Here is a 17529-nt window from a genome sequence, read left to right on the forward strand (position 1 = left end):
TCCCAGGAAAGCGCGATGAACCAAAAGCAGTTACACAATATTATTTGCAGGTTCTTAAACCACCAAGAGCACCAATCTCACGTCGGCCACTTTAAAGAGAACATTAAACAAACTATAAAAACAGAAAAACCAATCGAAAAATAACCACAAGCCTTAGCTAACTTCAGATAGCTCGGATTATCTCTTATATCACGTCTATCCAACACACCAGTGCGCCCCCAATGCAAAAACTTCAACCCGCCATAAAAAAAAACAGCCGCAACCAAAAGCACACCAAGGCTGTCTTTCAACCACACCATCAAATTATCAATGCTCAATTGATCTCCCTCTCTCACCATCTACACGACTAGTGCGACCTTCGCGCTCGTTATATTCATCTCTACGATTTCCATCTCCGCGCTCCGACTCATCACTTGAAGTCCGCGTTGTATATACAACAGTACTCTATGTAACAGAAAGATCTACATCAATAGCGCTTCCAAAGCCAACACTAATCTCCCCTCCAATCAACTCATTATTTGAGTTATAACTGAGCGTCCCACCAATATTCACTACACTGCCAAGCTCCCCACTCACCGTAGTAGAGGTTCTAGAAGTAACACTTTCCAATGAATCTGAATGGCTACCAATATAGTAGCCACTTCTAGTATGATCAAAAGTATGTCAAATCACCGCTAGGTGAAATAATATATCAACTAGGCGTAACTCCGAATGGGGCAGAAGCTTGCCAGTGAGTATCCTAATTTAGCTATCCTTGAATAACTTTTCGTATATCAAAATGAAGAGCGGCACCATCGAGGGAGGTGCTAAAAATGAACGCTTTTGGACAATCACAAGCATCGTAACCAAGCAATACTCTAAATATTTTATGCAAGCTAGAGTGAATTATATTCCGTTCGTTCATCCAACTTTGTTGCAGGGCCTATAAATTATGCTTCCAACGGAATAGTAGTATTAGTCATCTTGGCTATTAGTCTCCCGACTCGCTCGCGCATCTCCCGTCGATCGACAATCATGTCGATAGCGCCATACTCTAAAAGGAACTCACTCCGCTGAAAACCTTCGGGCAATTTCTCACGAACGGTTTGCTCTATAACACGACGCCCAGCAAAACCGATAATTGCCTTCGGTTCGCCGATGTTAATATCTCCCAGCATGGCTAGACTCGCTGATACACCCCCCAATGTCTGATCAGTTAATACAGATATATAAGGGATGCCTTCATTGGATAAACGATTTAACGCAGCGCTGGTTTTTGACATTTGCATTAACGACATTAGAGATTCTTGCATACGAGCACCACCACTGGCAGAAAAGCAAACTAATCCACAATTAGCTTCAATAGCGCCTCAACGGCACGAACAAAACGAGCACCGACAACAGAACCCATTGAGCCAGCCATAAAAGAAAACTCGAAAGCACAGGCAACAACTGGTAAGCCCAGTAGCTTTCCTTTCATCACAACCAAGGCATCCTTTTCTCCTGTACTTTTCTGGGCTATAGCAAGGCGTTCCTTGTAGCGTCTCAGATCCTTAAAGTTCAGTAAATCTTGTGGCTCATGTTCACTGGCAATCTCAACTCGTTCTCCTTTATCCAGAAAACTGTCTAAGCGGCGGCGTGCCGACATTCTCAAATGATGATCGCATTTTGGACATACCTCCAGGTTTTCCTCAAGAGCCATGCGGTAAAGGATCTGGTCGCACGAGGGACATTTAGTCCATACCCCATCTGGAATCGACGCTTTACGTGTACTGATTATATTCTTTTTATCTAACAGCTTTTCTAACCAACTCATGGGATACCTTTACCAGATAACTTTAGTAAGGAGTATTGTATAAGCCAATCTCTGGTAATAAAGTGTCTAATATGGGTTTTATAATCCAATATTATGGGATTAAATGAAATGTTTGATAAGATTGACCAGCAGTGGCTAAAAAGTTTTCATTGTGTCTATGAAAACAACAGCTTTAAACGCGCGGCGGAATTTCTAAGCTTACCGACGTCAAATGTGAGTCGCCATATCGCTTTACTGGAAGAACGACTGGATACACGACTATTTGATAGGACTACACGCCGAATAGCTCCGACAGATGCAGGGGAACATCTTTATTTACGAACACAGCCACTGCTGGACAAGCTTAATGACGCACTTGAGGAAGTGACTCAGCATTCTTATGAAGTCATGGGACAACTTAAAGTTTTAATGCCAGACTCGCCTGTTTTGGCTCAAGCAGTGGTTTCTTTTTGTACCCAGCATCCCTCAATTTCATTATGTTGTGATACGAGCATCAGCCCTAAAGAGGATTTACTTGATGGGTTTGACGTTATTTTGAGCTTTCACAGAGGAAAGCTTGAAGACAATAATTGGGTAGCTAAGGAGATTAAACGCTGGCAAAGTGCTGTTGTAGCATCCCCCCAACTTCTACAGGTCTCTCCCAGACCTTTTCAGATTACCGATTTAAAACACGTTCCGTGCATCAATAGCTTTACAGCACTAAATGGAACTCCTTGGGTTTTCAAAAATGCTAAAGGTGAGCCAATTACCCAAAAGGTACAGTCTTCATTTAAGGTCAATAGCGGACATCTTGCCAAATCTGGCGCATTAGCTGGTTTGGGATTCGCGATACTACCAATCGAATCCTGTCGCTATGAGATAGATGCAGGCACTTTGAAAGTCGTAGAACTGGAGTACGAACCTGAAGATCTAGTTTTGTATGTCTTTTATGCTTCCAGAAAACACTTGGCAAAAAAGATCCCCATGTTTATTGCACACTTACAGCACCAAGCAAATTTAGATAAAAGCACATAAGCTGAAGAACAATTTCTATGAAAGGCTTTGTCTGAACCACTTCTTTTAGAGTAGGCGATTAGCCAAGCGAATTGTTATGCAAAAGTGAGGTTACTTTGTGTACGCAGTATGGTGCAAGTAACTGGGAGATTCGCGCATCGATGTTGCGCGGTCTGCCATTAGTAAAAGTCGGGCTATTTTCTGGCGAGATTTACCACCATTTTGTTGCGCAAACTTGGAAAGGGGCATAAATGAGTCAGCTCAGTGATGGTTGACTCAATAATTGGCAAACTAATGTCAAATGAATGTGACCAAGCTTTACTTCATATTGCGGCCTTTTGTGACATCGAGCCATTGAACATTCGTAACACCGCACAGGCCAAAGACTACAGTCGCATTAATGGTATTAATCGAACACGCCAAGCGCATCAAACATCGTCTTTGGCCGCGCTACTACTTCTAGGGGAAGTACGGATGCAGGGTGTACCGGGGTGAAACCCGGAAAGATATCCGTTGGTATCACTGTGAAACGGAGCGCCATTGACTCTGTGGCTCGCACGGATCTCAGCCAGCTCGGACTCAAATATTTCACGCTCCACTTTGAGACGTTTGATACGTAGGTGGATCTTTCTGACGACATAAAACAAGCTATAAAAGACAATGATGCCAAAGATCAAGTGTACGGGATGTATAACATCAAAGAGCATTAGGTCTGGTTGGTCGCCGAAAAACATAACTGCGCCTCTTAAGTTGAAAAACACAATTTTCCAAGATGTGGCTGGTCACGTTGGATTATGTTGTGGTGAGCAACGCTCGATACGGTTTCAGGTCACACGGACAAAGCTTCTTAACTTAAATGACTTAGAGACATCAGTTCGGATAAGAAAAAGTATCTGGAACCTTAGTCGTTAGTGATGCACTTTTTTCAGCAAACATTTGCTTGTACGATTTCGTTTGCAATGCTGCCCGTGTTAAGCCAAATTTATTAGCCAAAGCTTCCAACTCAACTTTGTAAGACGATAACATAGATTCATCATCTGTCATGATTGCGAACTCGGCAAAATCACCGATACCCGCCAAGGAGTCAACGGTAATATGAAAATCGCCAACAAAGTAGATACTCCGAGTTTTCTCCGCTTTTAGCACCACTTCAAACCCCATAGTTTCCAACATGCTACGAGCGATTGAGGCATCAGCAATATTTGTCGCCTCACAGCGATCAGCTTCCGGTCCCTTTACTATCCACAACTTGATCCCCGAAGGCTCCATCGTTCGAATACAAACGCTTTTACTCTCAGTCTGTAAGGCTTTAGCTGGTAAATCAAAATACCAGTCGCGTTCAATGTTATCTTCGAGCATAACTTCGTGAGGTAATAATCTTAATACTTCGAGGAAAACCGACTTCGAGTCGAGTCGATACTTGAGCTCAACCTCGTATTTACCTTGGAAATGATTGTGATTCATAATCGACTTCAACATAAAAATAGAATTTTAACATAAGTGAAAGTGGTAATCTCAGCTCAAAATGGGGCATTTTCAATTTAGAAATGGAAGCATACCGATGTGATCACCACCATTTTGGTATGAACCTTTAATACTTAAGATGACATTTTATTACTCTCCTGCAGCAGGACATCTTTTGCTAAAAATAACATTGTGAATCATTGGAATTAAGAAAAAAATAACCAGTAGAGTAGAAGTAGTATGTTTTATCATCTCACACCGACTTAGGCGGTTTATTTTTGAAGTCACCTCTGTATCACGCAGTAAAAAACGGAAGGCTAAACAGCCTTCCGTTATAAATTAAATTTGTAGTCAAATGTACTTAATTTGGAGAATACTAAGCTTCTACTGAAACAGGTTCAACTTGTTCATTTGACTTGAGTTCTTCTTTATTGAAACCGTCATGTAAGCGGTAGTAACGTTGGTAAATAATACCGCTGATGGTCATCATGATTGCAGGCAAACCAATCATCATAAACTCAAGTCCCATGATAGTACTTTCTGATTGTTCAACGTTTGGTACGTAACCAATAACCGACAGGCCTATACCGACAATGAATCCACCAGCCGCACCAGCGAATTTCACAAGCATGGTTTGTACTGAGAAAATCACACTTTCACTACGACGACCGGTTTTGTGCTCACCATAGTCCACAACGTCAGCCAACATTACCGTTTGCAGTGCGTTTGCAATGCCCACACCAAATTTAATCGCAGCACCAGCCATACCTATCATGATTGCATTCGCTGGAGACACAATACCCATAACAAGCAGTAGTACACAAGAAAGAACAGGGAAGCCGCTTGCGATTAGCCATAAGTTTTTACGTGGAAGAGCCGCAGCGATACGAGGAAATAAGAATACACCAGCAACTTCAGCCACACCTGCAACCATCATGTATACAGGGAACAAGTCAGCATCACCCAACGCATAAGAGAAATAGTAAATGGCAAAGCCACCAACCAGCAAGTTTGCGATTTGGAATGAAAGAACCGTACCGATAAGTGCTTTTAACTGGTCGTTGTTGCCAATAATTGCCAGCACATCTTTCAAGTTAAATTTTTCTGCCGTTTTTGCATTTGTAGGTACTGTTTTCTCTTTTACGTTACGCGCAATCAGGAAGGCACTCATAATAAACAGTACCGCAATCAGCATTGCCACGTTAAAGAAGCCATCACCTTGGTTACCGTTACCTAACTCACCCACAATGTGCAAGCCATAAGTACCTGTGATGAACCATGCAAAGCTAGCGAACAGACGAGGCCAAACAACTAACTTTTCACGTTCCTCTCGAGAGCTGGATAGCGCAGGAATCATTGACCAATAAGGAATATCCATGATGGTGTAGGTTAGCCCCCATAAGATGTAAGCCGCCGCTGCATAGATATACAGTGCCGTACCTTCAAACATGTGAGTGCTGAAAAGACCAACCAATACCACTGCGTTTAATAGCGTGCCAATCACAATCCATGGTCGAAATTTTCCGAATCGAGAGCGAGTGTTATCGACGATCATCCCCATCATCGGGTCGGTGACGGCATCAATGATACGAGCCGCCAGGAAGATGGTACCAACAAATGCAGCAGACAAACCCGCGACATCAGTAAAGTAAAACATTAAAAAGATATAGATAGGAGCACAAGCAAAGTCTTTACCAAGTGCACCAAGACCGTATGAAGCCTTGGTTTTTAGAGTGATTTTTTCAGACATAATCGTTCCTTAGTGTCGTACTGCTATGCTTTCCCCTAACTAGAATTCATAACGTCGACGTATTTTATTTATATTTCGATGGTAATGTTACTCACACGTCTGACGCCTTACTGTGATCCATGACCACCTTATGGAAACGTTTACAGTCGGTTTTTAAAAATGAGACATTGAACAATATTATTGTCTATTTGCACGTTCAGGAAACAAAAATAATCCTTTATATTCATTCATTTAAAAAGTTCTTCAATATGAACAATTTCATGAATACGTTTTAAAAGCACGCAAAAAGCCGTACAGAATTTACCTCTGTACGGCTTGGATAAACAACACTGGATTCAATTAAGATCGAGTTTTAAGGTGCTATCCGCAGACCCTTTTAAACTTCACTAACATCGCCGTCTCGGCATCTAAAATAGGCATGGTCAATCCCACTTCCGCACACCAAGCACCAGAGAGTTCACAACCCGACTCTGTCCATGGGGGTTGATAATTAACAATATCATCGTAATTCGAAGGCTTATCTAACACAGAAACTCGATAAATCCCCTCAGGATCCAAACCCGGAACGCGTAAATGACCGCTGAGTGCATTCGTCGGCATCGCGAGCTGAGCGATCATGACCACAGCCTCGGACTGATCCTCAGAAACAACCGCATGAATTTGATGGGCTTTATCATCAGTTGGCACTCGCCATGTTCTGCCACTGTGTAGCAACGGACGCAATACTTTGTGTAGTTTGATGTAGCGCTCAAAGCCTTGTTTTTCTTCTTGCTCTTCTTTTACCGGGTCCAGCTCTATGCCCATGTGACCAAACAGAGCGGTTAGACCACGAAACTCAATACTGTGACGACGACGCGTACTGTGACAGTGGCTTGCTCCGATATGGCTCCCCATCACTTCGGGTGGGAAAAAATAGCTCATGCCGCGTTGAATGGTTTGACGTTCAAGCGCATCGTTGTTGTCTGAAGCCCAGAAACGATGTGTACGTTTTAATACTTCGTAATCAATACGGCCACCACCAGCCGCACACGATTCGATCTCAACTTGTGGATGTTTTTCGCGTACTTTATCAACTAACTCATAGTAGCGTTGAGTTTGATTGTGCGCTGCCGCTCGACCAAGATGACCAGGCTGAACAACTTCGCGGTTCATATCCCATTTGATGTAAGCAATGTTGTAAGTCGACAGGAAGTGATCCAATCTTTCGAACAAGAAGTTAAAGGCGTCATCATTTTGCAGGTTAATTACATACTGGTTGCGACCTGTGGGCTGATCGTATCCATCTACCGCAAGTAACCAGTCGGGATGCGTGCGGTACAAGTCAGAATCTTTGTTGATCATTTCTGGCTCAAACCACAAACCAAACTCCATACCCAGTACATTTACGTGTTCAACAAGCGGTTGCAAGCCATTTGGATACTTGGATTCACATAAGAACCAATCCCCTAGACCTGCTTTGTCGCCATTGCGTCCTTTGAACCACCCGTCATCAATAATGAATCGCTCGACACCCATTTCTGCCGATTGAGTGGCCATCGACATGATGTATTGTGGGTCATGATCGAAGTAAATACCTTCCCATGTATTCAAATGAATTGGGCGCGGTTTGCAGCTAAAGTCACTTGGCAAAATCGCATCGCGAACGTGAGCATGAAAGTGATGGCTCATGCGATTCAAGCCTGCACTACTGTGGCTTGCGTATAACCAAGGCGTAGTCACACTTTCACCTTCTTCTAGCGCTACTTCACCCGGTAGATAAATCACTTCTGCCTGCATGCAGCGGCGTCCATCCGCTTTCACATCCGCGCGCAATCTGTGGTTTCCACTCCAGGCAAAGTGGAATCCCCATACGTCACCATTCATTTCATCAAAGTGAGTCGTACCAGCAACAAGTGCAGGATAATGCTCATGAGAGGTACGACCTCGGCGATTCTCTTGTTGGTAACCACCCTGGGTTAAAGATTGACGGACAGTCTGGAACTCATGTACCCAACGTCCATAATACGTCATCAACTCATTTGCTCTTGTTGGCAACGGAAGTGTATTAGCAAGACGGTTTACATGATACGTCCCCGCTTTGGTGTTCGTTAGCGTGTGACGAGTCTTGACCACATCATGCTTATCCATCTCCAAAATAGTATTTAAGCGTAGACCGGCAACGGTGTCTTCACTCTCGATAACAATGCAGTTTGTACTCTGTTCGATTTGAGTAATAACAAATACGGGAGCCCAATCCTGCCCATTGCGATGGCCTTCCAATCCAGGGCTACTGAACACTCCGCGACCAAGCTCAGGATGTAGTGTCATGGATACGTCTTTGTCTAAACGTCCATAAGGCACCGGACGTTGTAGACTGACACGATAACCTTCTAGGTCACCATTTACTTTCTGTCCCCAATGCAGAATCTCCGCATACTCACCCAGCTCTACGATCAGTTGAGTCTCTTTACCTGCTAGCTCAATCAGCGTTTTGTCCGTCATCTTGTCTTACCTTGAAACTGAAATTTACGTCGCATCATAATGAAAAGAACAAAATAATCTGTGAGCCAAGCCTAAATCATGGAAACGTTTACAGATAAATTCTTCATATTAAGTAGACAGCCATTTGGCCTACCTTCCTCCTATATTTAGCTCCTGTCAGAAAGAGAATATACGTTCGTATTGCTGAATATCCGGCTAACAAAAATGCAAATACGGCTAAAGACCACGCAGTTAAACCTTAGAACTCTTGCAGTGATTACGCGACACTCGTATTCTTAATGCTTCGAGATTCATAATGAAGTGTCTCTCTTGGGTCCTAACTTTATATCCCAGCTTGACGATTCAGCATGTTGCCGTGAGCATTACGCCCACGAACGACTTGTTGTTTATACTTCCTTGTCTCACATGCCCAATTGAGTTCAATTGGGCTCTCTTTCATCCTATTACTCCCACCAAAACCCGCCATTATCATTTACCCGCCTAACCACGTAAGCCCTCCTCAATACGTAAACGATTCCATAAAAAAAAATACCCTAAACCCACCAAACCAAGCCAATAAAGCGATCTTAATCACACAAAACCACAAGCAAACCCAGTTCAGAGCAAAAATGCCAACCTCATCATGTAAACGTTTCCAGTATTTATTTACACTGCTCGCCGAGTTAGGACTCAAATAAAAAAAATAGATCCATAAATAAAAATAGAATGGAGACACTTCATGAAACAAAAAACGCTTGTAAGAGCGCTTGGGCTAACCCTTGCCCTAGCACCGCTTGCTAGTATGGCTGCAGTGGAAAACGTGACTTACTTTGGCTACGCCAAATGGGGCAATATCTACACAGATAACGACGAACATAACGATGGCAAAGGCGAACGTAACGACGTGATTCGAGCAGGACAAGGTTATGGTAATTACCGTTTGGGTAACGAACTAAATTGGTGGGAAGCTGGTGTAAAAGCTGACGTATGGCAGCAAGGCGATGCGTACTTTGATACCACCCTGTACCTAGGAAGCGGCGAAAGCTGGGGTGACGTAAGCTTGATCCAAATGTGGTCAGCTGGTTACGGACTGTTCGAAGGCCAAGAGGACGCTTCCGTCTGGGCGGGTGAACGTTTTTACCGCCGTCATGAAGTGCACATGATCGACATTAAATACTGGGATACTTCAAGTACCGGTATCGGTATTGAAAACTGGGATCTCGGTTTTGCTAAAGGCCATTTTGCGTGGATGGCTCCAAATTCGAGTGCAGATGGACGTAGCTTACACAACCTGGATGCACGCTTGAGCAATATCGAATTAAGCGACAGTGCAGATCTTACCGTCGGTCTGAATTACGTTTTCACCCAAAACTCAAGCTATGACGAGAGTGACATAACCACGTCTGGTGCGATGTTTTCTGCCCTTTATCGTCAAGCCTGGAACTATGGTTCAAACACGTTTGCATTCCAATACGGTACCGATGCGCTTGCGGGGGGCTTAATGAGTGCAGAAGGTGGTTCTAATCGTAAATACAGCACTGGAGTAGAACACGATGGTTACAGTTGGCGAATTTTTAATTCAGGTGATCTGAACATCAATGAAGATTTCCAAGTGATGTACTCCATCGCCTACCAAGACAATAACCTGGATAACAACGAAGGCGAAAAGTGGTTTAGCGTGGGAGCTCGACCTCAATACAGCTGGACTCAATACATGGCGACCGCACTAGAAATGGGGTACGAGTCAGTAGAAGCACAAAACGGTGCTGGCACAAACGATATGTACAAAATCACGCTGGCGCAGATGTTCCAAGCAGGCAAAGGAGTTTGGGCACGTCCGTCACTGCGTTTATTCGCAACTTACTCAGAAAAAACCGATGAATGGAATCGCGGTGGTGACGTTTATGGCGACTCACAAAGCATAGGCAAAAACGACGTAGATGAAGTGACATTCGGCTTTAACGTCGAAACCTGGTGGTAATACACCAAGGCTACTATTTTTGAACGCAATGGGGTGAGAGATTCGCTCACCCCGTAAAAGGACAAAACCGATGAAACTAAAACCATTGGCAACTCTACTCATGGCACTGTCTCTTGGCGCATGCAGTAGCTTACCAGAACAAGCCTTTAATACTGACTTGAACACGCAGGCTTGTTGTTCAGCATTAGACGCGTTACCTCTGACCGCACTGTCGACGCCTTTCCACCAACAAGTGGTTATGGACGCCAATTTGCCAACATTAAGTACCGCAGTTTTATCTGGTTCAGAAACCGCCTCATCACAAGCACTTCCTGTAACGAGCTACCGAATTACAGCGGATACGCCTTTCTCGCTGTTAGTTCGTTCTTATATCGATAACGATGCTCTATTTGCTGCGAGTATTCGTATTTATGATGGTAACTGGCAGTTAATTTCCAACTACTCAGCTGAAACTTTCGACTACCACACGATAGGAGTGCGGGGACTAGAACGTATTGAGAGAGTCGTCACTATCAATCCACAACTTAATGGCGCGAAATACATTGTTATCGCGTCAGATAATGCTCTGCTTGGTACGGAGTTAACTCGCATTCATCCTGAACAAGTCTACGCAGATTCACAAAATATTATTGGTAATAAGCAATTACCTCTCACTGCAGAATACCAACCATTTGGCGTGATTGACGTGACCACAAGTGTGTCGGACAACAATGCGGTACTGACACTCTTGGCAGAACTCGGCAAGAACCCTGACGCTCAAAGACACGGAGAGGTGTCACTCGCATCAGTAACAGAATCACCACAAGCGTGGGCGCACTACCGGGAACAAATTGATGCGGCTTTGGAAGAGAACGACATAAAACAAGCAGCAGAAATCGCAAACAAAGCCGAGGAACAAGGCATTACCCAAGCAAAAGACTATCTCGTGAAGCAGTTAGCTAAATAGCGAGATAGATACAGAGATTTATTTATTACGTGCGTGATTAACGTAATGAAGCAAGACTAAAAATAAAAAATTAAGTAGGTAACATGATGGCATTTTCAGATATTATTCAACGACGCGATTGGGAAAACCCGCAATCAGTGAACATTCACTGCCTGAAAGCACATAGCCCGCTTTCTAGTTATCGCAATATTGACCATGCCCGTGGCGAAATTCATGCTCAGCGACAATCTCTCAATGGTCAGTGGAAGTTTAAGCTATTCGAATCACCAGAACAGGTCGACGGCAAGTTCATTGAAACGCACTTCAATGATACCCATTGGGATGAAATTACTGTTCCTTCAAACTGGCAGATGCAAGGTTACGACAAGCCAATTTACGCTAACGTCAAATATCCATTTGACGTGAACCCTCCGTTTGTACCGGCAGACAACCCAACTGGATGTTACCGCACAACGATTTCTCTTACCGAAGAAACCCTTGTAGATACGCAACGCATTATTTTCGATGGCGTTAATTCAGCTTTCCATTTGTGGTGTAACGGCAACTGGGTTGGCTATAGCCAAGACAGCCGTCTCCCAGCAGAGTTCGACCTCACGCCTCATTTGGTCGCAGGAGAGAATAGTCTCGCAGTAATGGTGATTCGCTGGAGTGATGGCAGTTACTTAGAAGATCAGGACATGTGGTGGTTAAGCGGTATTTTCCGCGATGTCACGTTATTATCTAAACCACAACACTGTATTGAAGATGTATTCATCACTCCAGATTTTGACGCCTGCTATCGCGATGGTTCTTTATCTATCGTGACCCATATTTCTGCACCAGATACATACCAAGTCCATGTACAATTATTTGATGGTGAGAAGGCGGTAACGAACCCTCGTATCGATAAGCCGAACAACCGCCGTATTGACGAACGCGGCTCATGGAATGACGTTGTATTTCAAACCCTGCACGTGAATGACCCGAAAAAGTGGACGGCAGAAACACCAAATCTATATCGCCTTGTTGTTTCACTACTAGACGAAAACGGCACGCACTTGGAAAGCGAAGCCTACCAAGTTGGTTTCCGTAAAGTTGAGATCGCTGATGGACAATTAAAGTTAAATGGTCAGCGATTGTTGATTCGCGGCGTAAATCGTCATGAGCATCACCCTGAGCTCGGACATGTGATGACCGAAGAAGATATGGTTCGTGACATCTGTCTAATGAAACAACACAACTTTAATGCGGTACGTACCTCCCATTACCCGAACCACCCACGTTGGTACGAGTTGTGTGACCAATACGGCTTATATGTGTGTGATGAAGCAAACATTGAAACTCATGGTATGCAGCCGATGAACCGCCTGTCGAGCGATCCTCAGTGGGCAAACGCCTACATGAGTCGCTACACGCAAATGGTCATGCGCGATAAGAACCACGCTTCTATCATTATTTGGTCTTTGGGTAATGAGTCTGGTCATGGCAGCAACCATAACGCAATGTACGCTTGGTCTAAGAACTACGATCCATCACGTCCTATTCAGTACGAAGGCGGTGGCTCAAATACAACAGCTACTGACATCATTGCACCAATGTATGCACGTGTGAATACGGTAATCGAAGACGAAGCGGTTCCTAAGTGGCCAATCAAAAAATGGATTTCACTCCCCAATGAAACACGTCCTCTGATCTTGTGTGAATACGCGCATGCGATGGGCAACAGCTTAGGGAGCTTTAACGAGTACTGGGATGCTTTCCGCGAGTTTCCACGTTTACAAGGCGGCTTCATCTGGGATTGGGTAGACCAGGGCTTGAGTCAGTGGGATGAAAATGGCAAGCACTTCTGGGCATACGGCGGTGACTTTGGCGATGAAATTAATGACCGTCAGTTTTGTATCAACGGGCTGATATTCCCTAATCGCACCGTGCATCCAACACTAGAAGAAGCAAAGTATTGCCAGCGTATGATCACCGTATCACTGCAAGAGCAAACTAAAACGCATTGTAATCTTCTAGTGCACAATGAAAACCTTTTCCGCTCCACGGATAATGAACAGCTGAACTGGTCACTCTTGGAGAATGGTAAAGTGGTCCAGTCTGGTTCAGTACTGCTGGATATCGAAGCCAACAGCCAAGCCCTGCTTAAAATCGAACTGAGCTTCGAACCACAAGCAGAAGCGGTGTATCACTTCAACACAGACATTGCCTTAATAAAAGAGACACCATGGGCTCCTGCGGGCCATATTTGTGCGACAGAGCAATTTTCTCTGCGCAACAATGCTGGCCTGGAGATACCAACACTTGAGTCAAAAACAATTCCTTTTTTGATTCAAAAAGATAACGAAATTTTGGTATCGAGCTTAGACGATAAATATCAATGGCGCTGGGATCGCCGTACTGGCTTACTGGTTAATTGGCAAATCGAAGGTAAAACGCAGATTCTGGCAGCGCCGCAAGACAATTTCTTCCGTGCTCCGCTGGATAACGACATTGGCGTCAGTGAAGTTGATAATGTTGATCCTAACGCTTGGATATGCCGATGGGATATGGCTGGTATTGGTCGGTGGGAACGTGAATGTGTATCTTGCCAATGCGAGCCGCTTGAACAGGCCGTACAAGTGACCTCTATCTATGCCTACCACTTCAATGGAGATGTACAGGCTATCACGACGTGGATTTATACTCTAAACAATGACGGGAAAATTCAACTAGACGTTGAGGTGAAACTGGCAGATAACTTACCTCCGATGCCACGTATTGGTTTGGAATTGCAATTGCCACTACAAGAGCAAAATACGACGGTCACGTGGCAAGGTTTAGGTCCGTTTGAGAACTATCCGGATCGTTTAGCTGCTGCACGCTTTGGTCTGCACACCCAAACACTGGAACAAATGCACACGCCTTACATCTTTCCTACCGACAGTGGCCTACGCTGTGGTACTCGAAGTTTAGAAATTAACGATCTGACCATTTCTGGTGATTTCCAGTTCAGTGTTAGCCAATATGCTTCTCACGCTTTGGCAGCAGCGAAACACACTAACGAGATAGTCAAAGAAGAAAAGGTTTATCTGCGTCTGGATCATAAACATATGGGTGTCGGTGGTGATGACTCTTGGAGCCCGAGCGTGCATAAGGAGTTCCAGCTCGATGACAATCACTATGCATATCGAGTCTCGTTTCAGCCCGCTCAATAATGCTTTAAGTAAGGCACTCTAGACACCAAGGTCGACTCAATCCCCAAATACAGGTTTGGGGATTTTTTATTCAATTCAGCCCGTAATTAATACAAAACCTTGAAACACCGCCACTATTCTTATCTCACTAATTGAGTTCCTACTGCCTTCATAGTTAAATAGCTGAAATTAAAGATTCTGAGTTTCCTATGGCTACCATCAAAGACGTCGCAAAAGAAGCGGGAGTATCAATTGCTACCGCATCACGCGTGATCAATAACGCCCCTCACACCAGTGAAACTGCCATTGTCGCAGTGAAAGAAGCAATGGAAAAACTGGGATATCGCCCGAATGCCAATGCCCGAGCTTTAGTTAGCAAATCTTCGAATGCGATCGGAGTGTTAGTCAACGACGTCTCTGCCCCTTTTTTTGGCACCATGGTTAAAGCCATCGATACCATAGCTAGCGAGCTAGAAAAACAACTTCTTATTGGTAGTGGCTATCACGATGCGATCAAAGAGCGTAACGCAATAAACCTGCTGATTAACAGCCAATGCGAGTCTTTAGTCGTTCACAGTAAAGGGATGAGTGACTCTGAGCTTTGCAAGCTAGCAAAGGAAATCCCGGGGATGGTGTTAATCAACCGTATTGTTCCGGAGATTGCATCTCGCTGTATTGCATTAGATAACCGAAGAGGCTCTTACATTGCTACCGAGCATTTAATACGCAACGGCCACAGACACATCGGCTACATTTGCTCCAGTCATGATATCGACGATGCACGTGACCGATGCGAAGGTTACCTAGACGCTTTGCGTGACAACGGCATCGAAATCCGTGAAGAATATATTGAATATGGTGAACCCGATGAAACCGGTGGTGAGCAAGCCATCGTAAACCTGCTAGCGAAAAACGTTCCAATCACAGCCGTCGCTACCTACAACGATTACATGGCCGCGGGCTGTATGACACTGTTGCAAGAAAACGGCGTCAGAATTCCAGAAGATATGTCAGTGATTGGTTTCGATGATGGTCACATCGCGCGTTACATATACCCTCGTCTTACAACAATACGTTACCCCATTCAAGTGATGGCAAATGAAGCGGTAAAGCTTTCGCTAAAACTAATAGACAAGGAATACATAGAAGAGACAGAATTTAAACTGTTCGTACCAATATTAGTGAGACGTTCTTCAGTAAGCTGCATTATGTCTTGAACAGATTCAAATAACAAAACTCCTCTCAATTAGCGAGTGAAGAACAGAATTATTTTACTAAGCTTACTGTCCACATAAGTTGTTTTAGAGGATGCTTACGTATGCCGAGAAAGTTGCACCTACAGTGCTTAGTTGGAAAAAAGGTGGGCATAGAACCCACCAAAAAGGCTATCTAAAATTCAAACTGATACACGGTCAGATGCTGATAGCAATCCCCGGAGCTCAACACCCCCTTGTTGAGTCCCCACTCTGGTTTATTTGGTCCATCAGGAAAGTATTGAGTTTCCAAAGCAAGACCGTCACAAAGTGTGTAGATTTTGCTTGCACCCGGCACCCCTGCTAAAAAGTTTCCTGAATAGAACTGAATAGCTGGTTTCGTGGTTTTGACCTTCATCACGACATCTTCTTTCGGTGCCGTCAGGACCGCGGCAACAGACACACCATCGGTCACTTCAGGCTTGAGCACAAAGGCGTGATCGTAGCCACCAGCGGTTTTCTGATCCGGCTCGGTAAGAAATGAGTGGCCAATAGGTTTTGGCTCGGTGAAATCAAAACTGCTACCTAAAACCGACTTCTGTTCACCGGTAGGAATTAACCGCGCATCCGTTGGCAAGTAATGTCCTGCACTAAGCTGCAGCGTATGCTCCAAACCTTTTGCGCTACTCGCCTCTCCCGCCAAGTTAAAGTAAGCGTGGTTAGTTAAGTTCACCGGAGATGTTTTATCGGTATTCGCTTCATAGACAATAACGAGCTCATTCTCGTCGGTTAGCGTATATACAACTTTAACATCGAGATTGCCTGGATAGCCTTGATCGCCATCAGGTGAGTGAAGCGCAAGAATTACTTCTTGATCGCTTTGCTCGACAATCTTCCAACGGCGTTTGTCGAACCCATACAAACCTCCGTGGAGTGAGTTTTCACCGTTATTGACGTCAAGTTGATAAAGCTCTCCATCAATCTCAAATTGACCTTTCGCAATACGGTTGGCAAAACGACCGACAACGGCACCAAAGTAAGCATCTTGCCTCATATGCTCTACCATATTTGGCGAGCGCAATAGTACTTCACGCTGTTCACCATCTAACGGCAGCGTACAGCTCAACCAAGTCGCGCCGATATCCATAAACGATGCGGTCATACCATTAGCATTAGTAAGATGAAACAGATTCGCCGCTTGACCGTCAAACGACGGAGTTTGCATCATCGACTGTTCTAGTTGTTCAAAATATGCTGTCATTATTTGCCTTTACAATACTTCAACCAGACCTGCGCCATTGCGCCATATAGAGCTTTACCAACATAAATCGACGCTTTTAAACCTGTTGCTACTTTATGTAGCTTCTAACGTCAATTTCACCTTATCCACCAATGCAGGTGGAACGAGAGCGACGATACAACCACCGAAGCCACCACCACCATTCATGCGTTTGACATCATGCGAATGCTGCTCTTTGTAGTGACAATCCATGGAGTAAGGGAAAGAACAATGGAACAGGTTACCGTAGCAGCTGGTCAGCTTTTAGATAGCGACAGCCAAGCCGTCCAATAAGGGACAACCGCAACCCAATGTTCAGTTTCTACCGCTACGCGAGATCCGTCTTTCAGTCCAGAAAAATGAATCAACGATTGGATATCAAGCTTAGCGAGTACCAAGTCCACAAACACTTCGTCACGAATATCGCCACTGATGTTCACTGAGCCAGGTTTAATCACACCAAGTCGATACGCCGAATTCTTTACTGGTTAAAAGTCTATCAACCAACACAGA

General features: G+C 44.4%; 12 protein-coding genes and 3 pseudogenes. 7 read left to right on the forward strand and 8 right to left on the reverse strand.

All coding sequences use genetic code 11. The features are described 5' to 3' along the window. Positions 1 to 77: 77 nt before the first annotated feature. Positions 78 to 317, reverse strand: a complete 240-nt coding sequence (locus tag SU60_RS08550) for a hypothetical protein (protein WP_245228387.1) — start codon at positions 315 to 317, stop codon at positions 78 to 80. 612 nt (positions 318 to 929) lie between these two features. Next, a pseudogene (accD, locus tag SU60_RS08555) lies at positions 930 to 1795 on the reverse strand (acetyl-CoA carboxylase, carboxyltransferase subunit beta). Between the two features lie 108 nt (positions 1796 to 1903). Between accD and SU60_RS08560 the strand changes: the two are divergent. From SU60_RS08560 to SU60_RS08565, 3 genes are all read left to right on the forward strand, one after another. Further along, positions 1904 to 2809 carry a LysR family transcriptional regulator gene (locus SU60_RS08560; RefSeq protein ID WP_209419693.1) on the forward strand — a complete coding sequence of 302 codons (906 nt, stop codon included), beginning with the start codon at positions 1904 to 1906 and terminating at the stop codon, positions 2807 to 2809. Positions 2810 to 2904: 95 nt separating this feature from the next. After that, on the forward strand, positions 2905 to 3039 hold the full coding sequence (locus SU60_RS22615; RefSeq protein ID WP_280806709.1) for a hypothetical protein: 135 nt from the start codon (positions 2905 to 2907) through the stop codon (positions 3037 to 3039). 43 nt (positions 3040 to 3082) lie between these two features. Then, on the forward strand, positions 3083 to 3283 hold the full coding sequence (locus SU60_RS08565; RefSeq protein WP_128814643.1) for a hypothetical protein: 201 nt from the start codon (positions 3083 to 3085) through the stop codon (positions 3281 to 3283). 375 nt (positions 3284 to 3658) lie between these two features. On the opposite strand, the gene cyaB is transcribed toward SU60_RS08565, so the two are convergent. The 3 genes from cyaB to SU60_RS08580 form a co-directional block, all read right to left on the reverse strand. Further along, the gene (gene cyaB / locus SU60_RS08570; RefSeq protein ID WP_052481515.1) at positions 3659 to 4252 is read right to left on the reverse strand and encodes a class IV adenylate cyclase; all 594 of its coding nucleotides are present in this window, start codon (positions 4250 to 4252) and stop codon (positions 3659 to 3661) included. A gap of 376 nt (positions 4253 to 4628) precedes the next feature. Beyond that, a complete protein-coding gene (gene melB / locus SU60_RS08575; RefSeq protein WP_041155152.1) occupies positions 4629 to 6002 on the reverse strand; it encodes a melibiose:sodium transporter MelB in 1374 nt (457 codons plus the stop codon). Between the two features lie 360 nt (positions 6003 to 6362). Beyond that, positions 6363 to 8483, reverse strand: coding sequence for an alpha-galactosidase (locus SU60_RS08580; RefSeq protein ID WP_041155153.1), 2121 nt, complete (start codon positions 8481 to 8483; stop codon positions 6363 to 6365). Positions 8484 to 9201: 718 nt separating this feature from the next. Here SU60_RS08580 and SU60_RS08585 point away from each other — a divergent pair. The 4 genes from SU60_RS08585 (at position 9202) to SU60_RS08600 (ending at position 15761) form a co-directional block, all read left to right on the forward strand. Then, positions 9202 to 10443: a carbohydrate porin gene (locus SU60_RS08585; RefSeq protein WP_041155154.1), complete on the forward strand. Its 1242-nt coding sequence runs from the start codon at positions 9202 to 9204 to the stop codon at positions 10441 to 10443. Positions 10444 to 10513: 70 nt separating this feature from the next. Continuing rightward, the gene (locus SU60_RS08590; protein ID WP_041155155.1) at positions 10514 to 11389 is read left to right on the forward strand and encodes a MalM family protein; all 876 of its coding nucleotides are present in this window, start codon (positions 10514 to 10516) and stop codon (positions 11387 to 11389) included. 83 nt (positions 11390 to 11472) lie between these two features. Next, positions 11473 to 14565, forward strand: a complete 3093-nt coding sequence (locus SU60_RS08595; protein WP_041155156.1) for a beta-galactosidase — start codon at positions 11473 to 11475, stop codon at positions 14563 to 14565. 188 nt (positions 14566 to 14753) lie between these two features. Beyond that, positions 14754 to 15761, forward strand: coding sequence for a substrate-binding domain-containing protein (locus tag SU60_RS08600; protein WP_041155157.1), 1008 nt, complete (start codon positions 14754 to 14756; stop codon positions 15759 to 15761). Between the two features lie 172 nt (positions 15762 to 15933). Here SU60_RS08600 and galM read toward each other — a convergent pair whose 3' ends face one another. From galM to SU60_RS21635, 3 genes and pseudogenes are all read right to left on the reverse strand, one after another. Further along, positions 15934 to 16998 (reverse strand): galactose-1-epimerase, encoded by a 1065-nt coding sequence (galM, locus tag SU60_RS08605; RefSeq protein ID WP_041155158.1) that lies wholly within the window; start codon positions 16996 to 16998, stop codon positions 15934 to 15936. 9 nt (positions 16999 to 17007) lie between these two features. Then, positions 17008 to 17175, reverse strand: a pseudogene (locus SU60_RS21630) (galactokinase); the annotation flags it as partial. Between the two features lie 39 nt (positions 17176 to 17214). After that, positions 17215 to 17366: pseudogene (locus SU60_RS21635) on the reverse strand (galactose-1-phosphate uridylyltransferase); the annotation flags it as partial. Positions 17367 to 17529: the final 163 nt, after the last annotated feature.

The organism is Vibrio mytili, from assembly GCF_000830505.1.
GTDB classification, from domain to species: domain Bacteria; phylum Pseudomonadota; class Gammaproteobacteria; order Enterobacterales; family Vibrionaceae; genus Vibrio; species Vibrio mytili.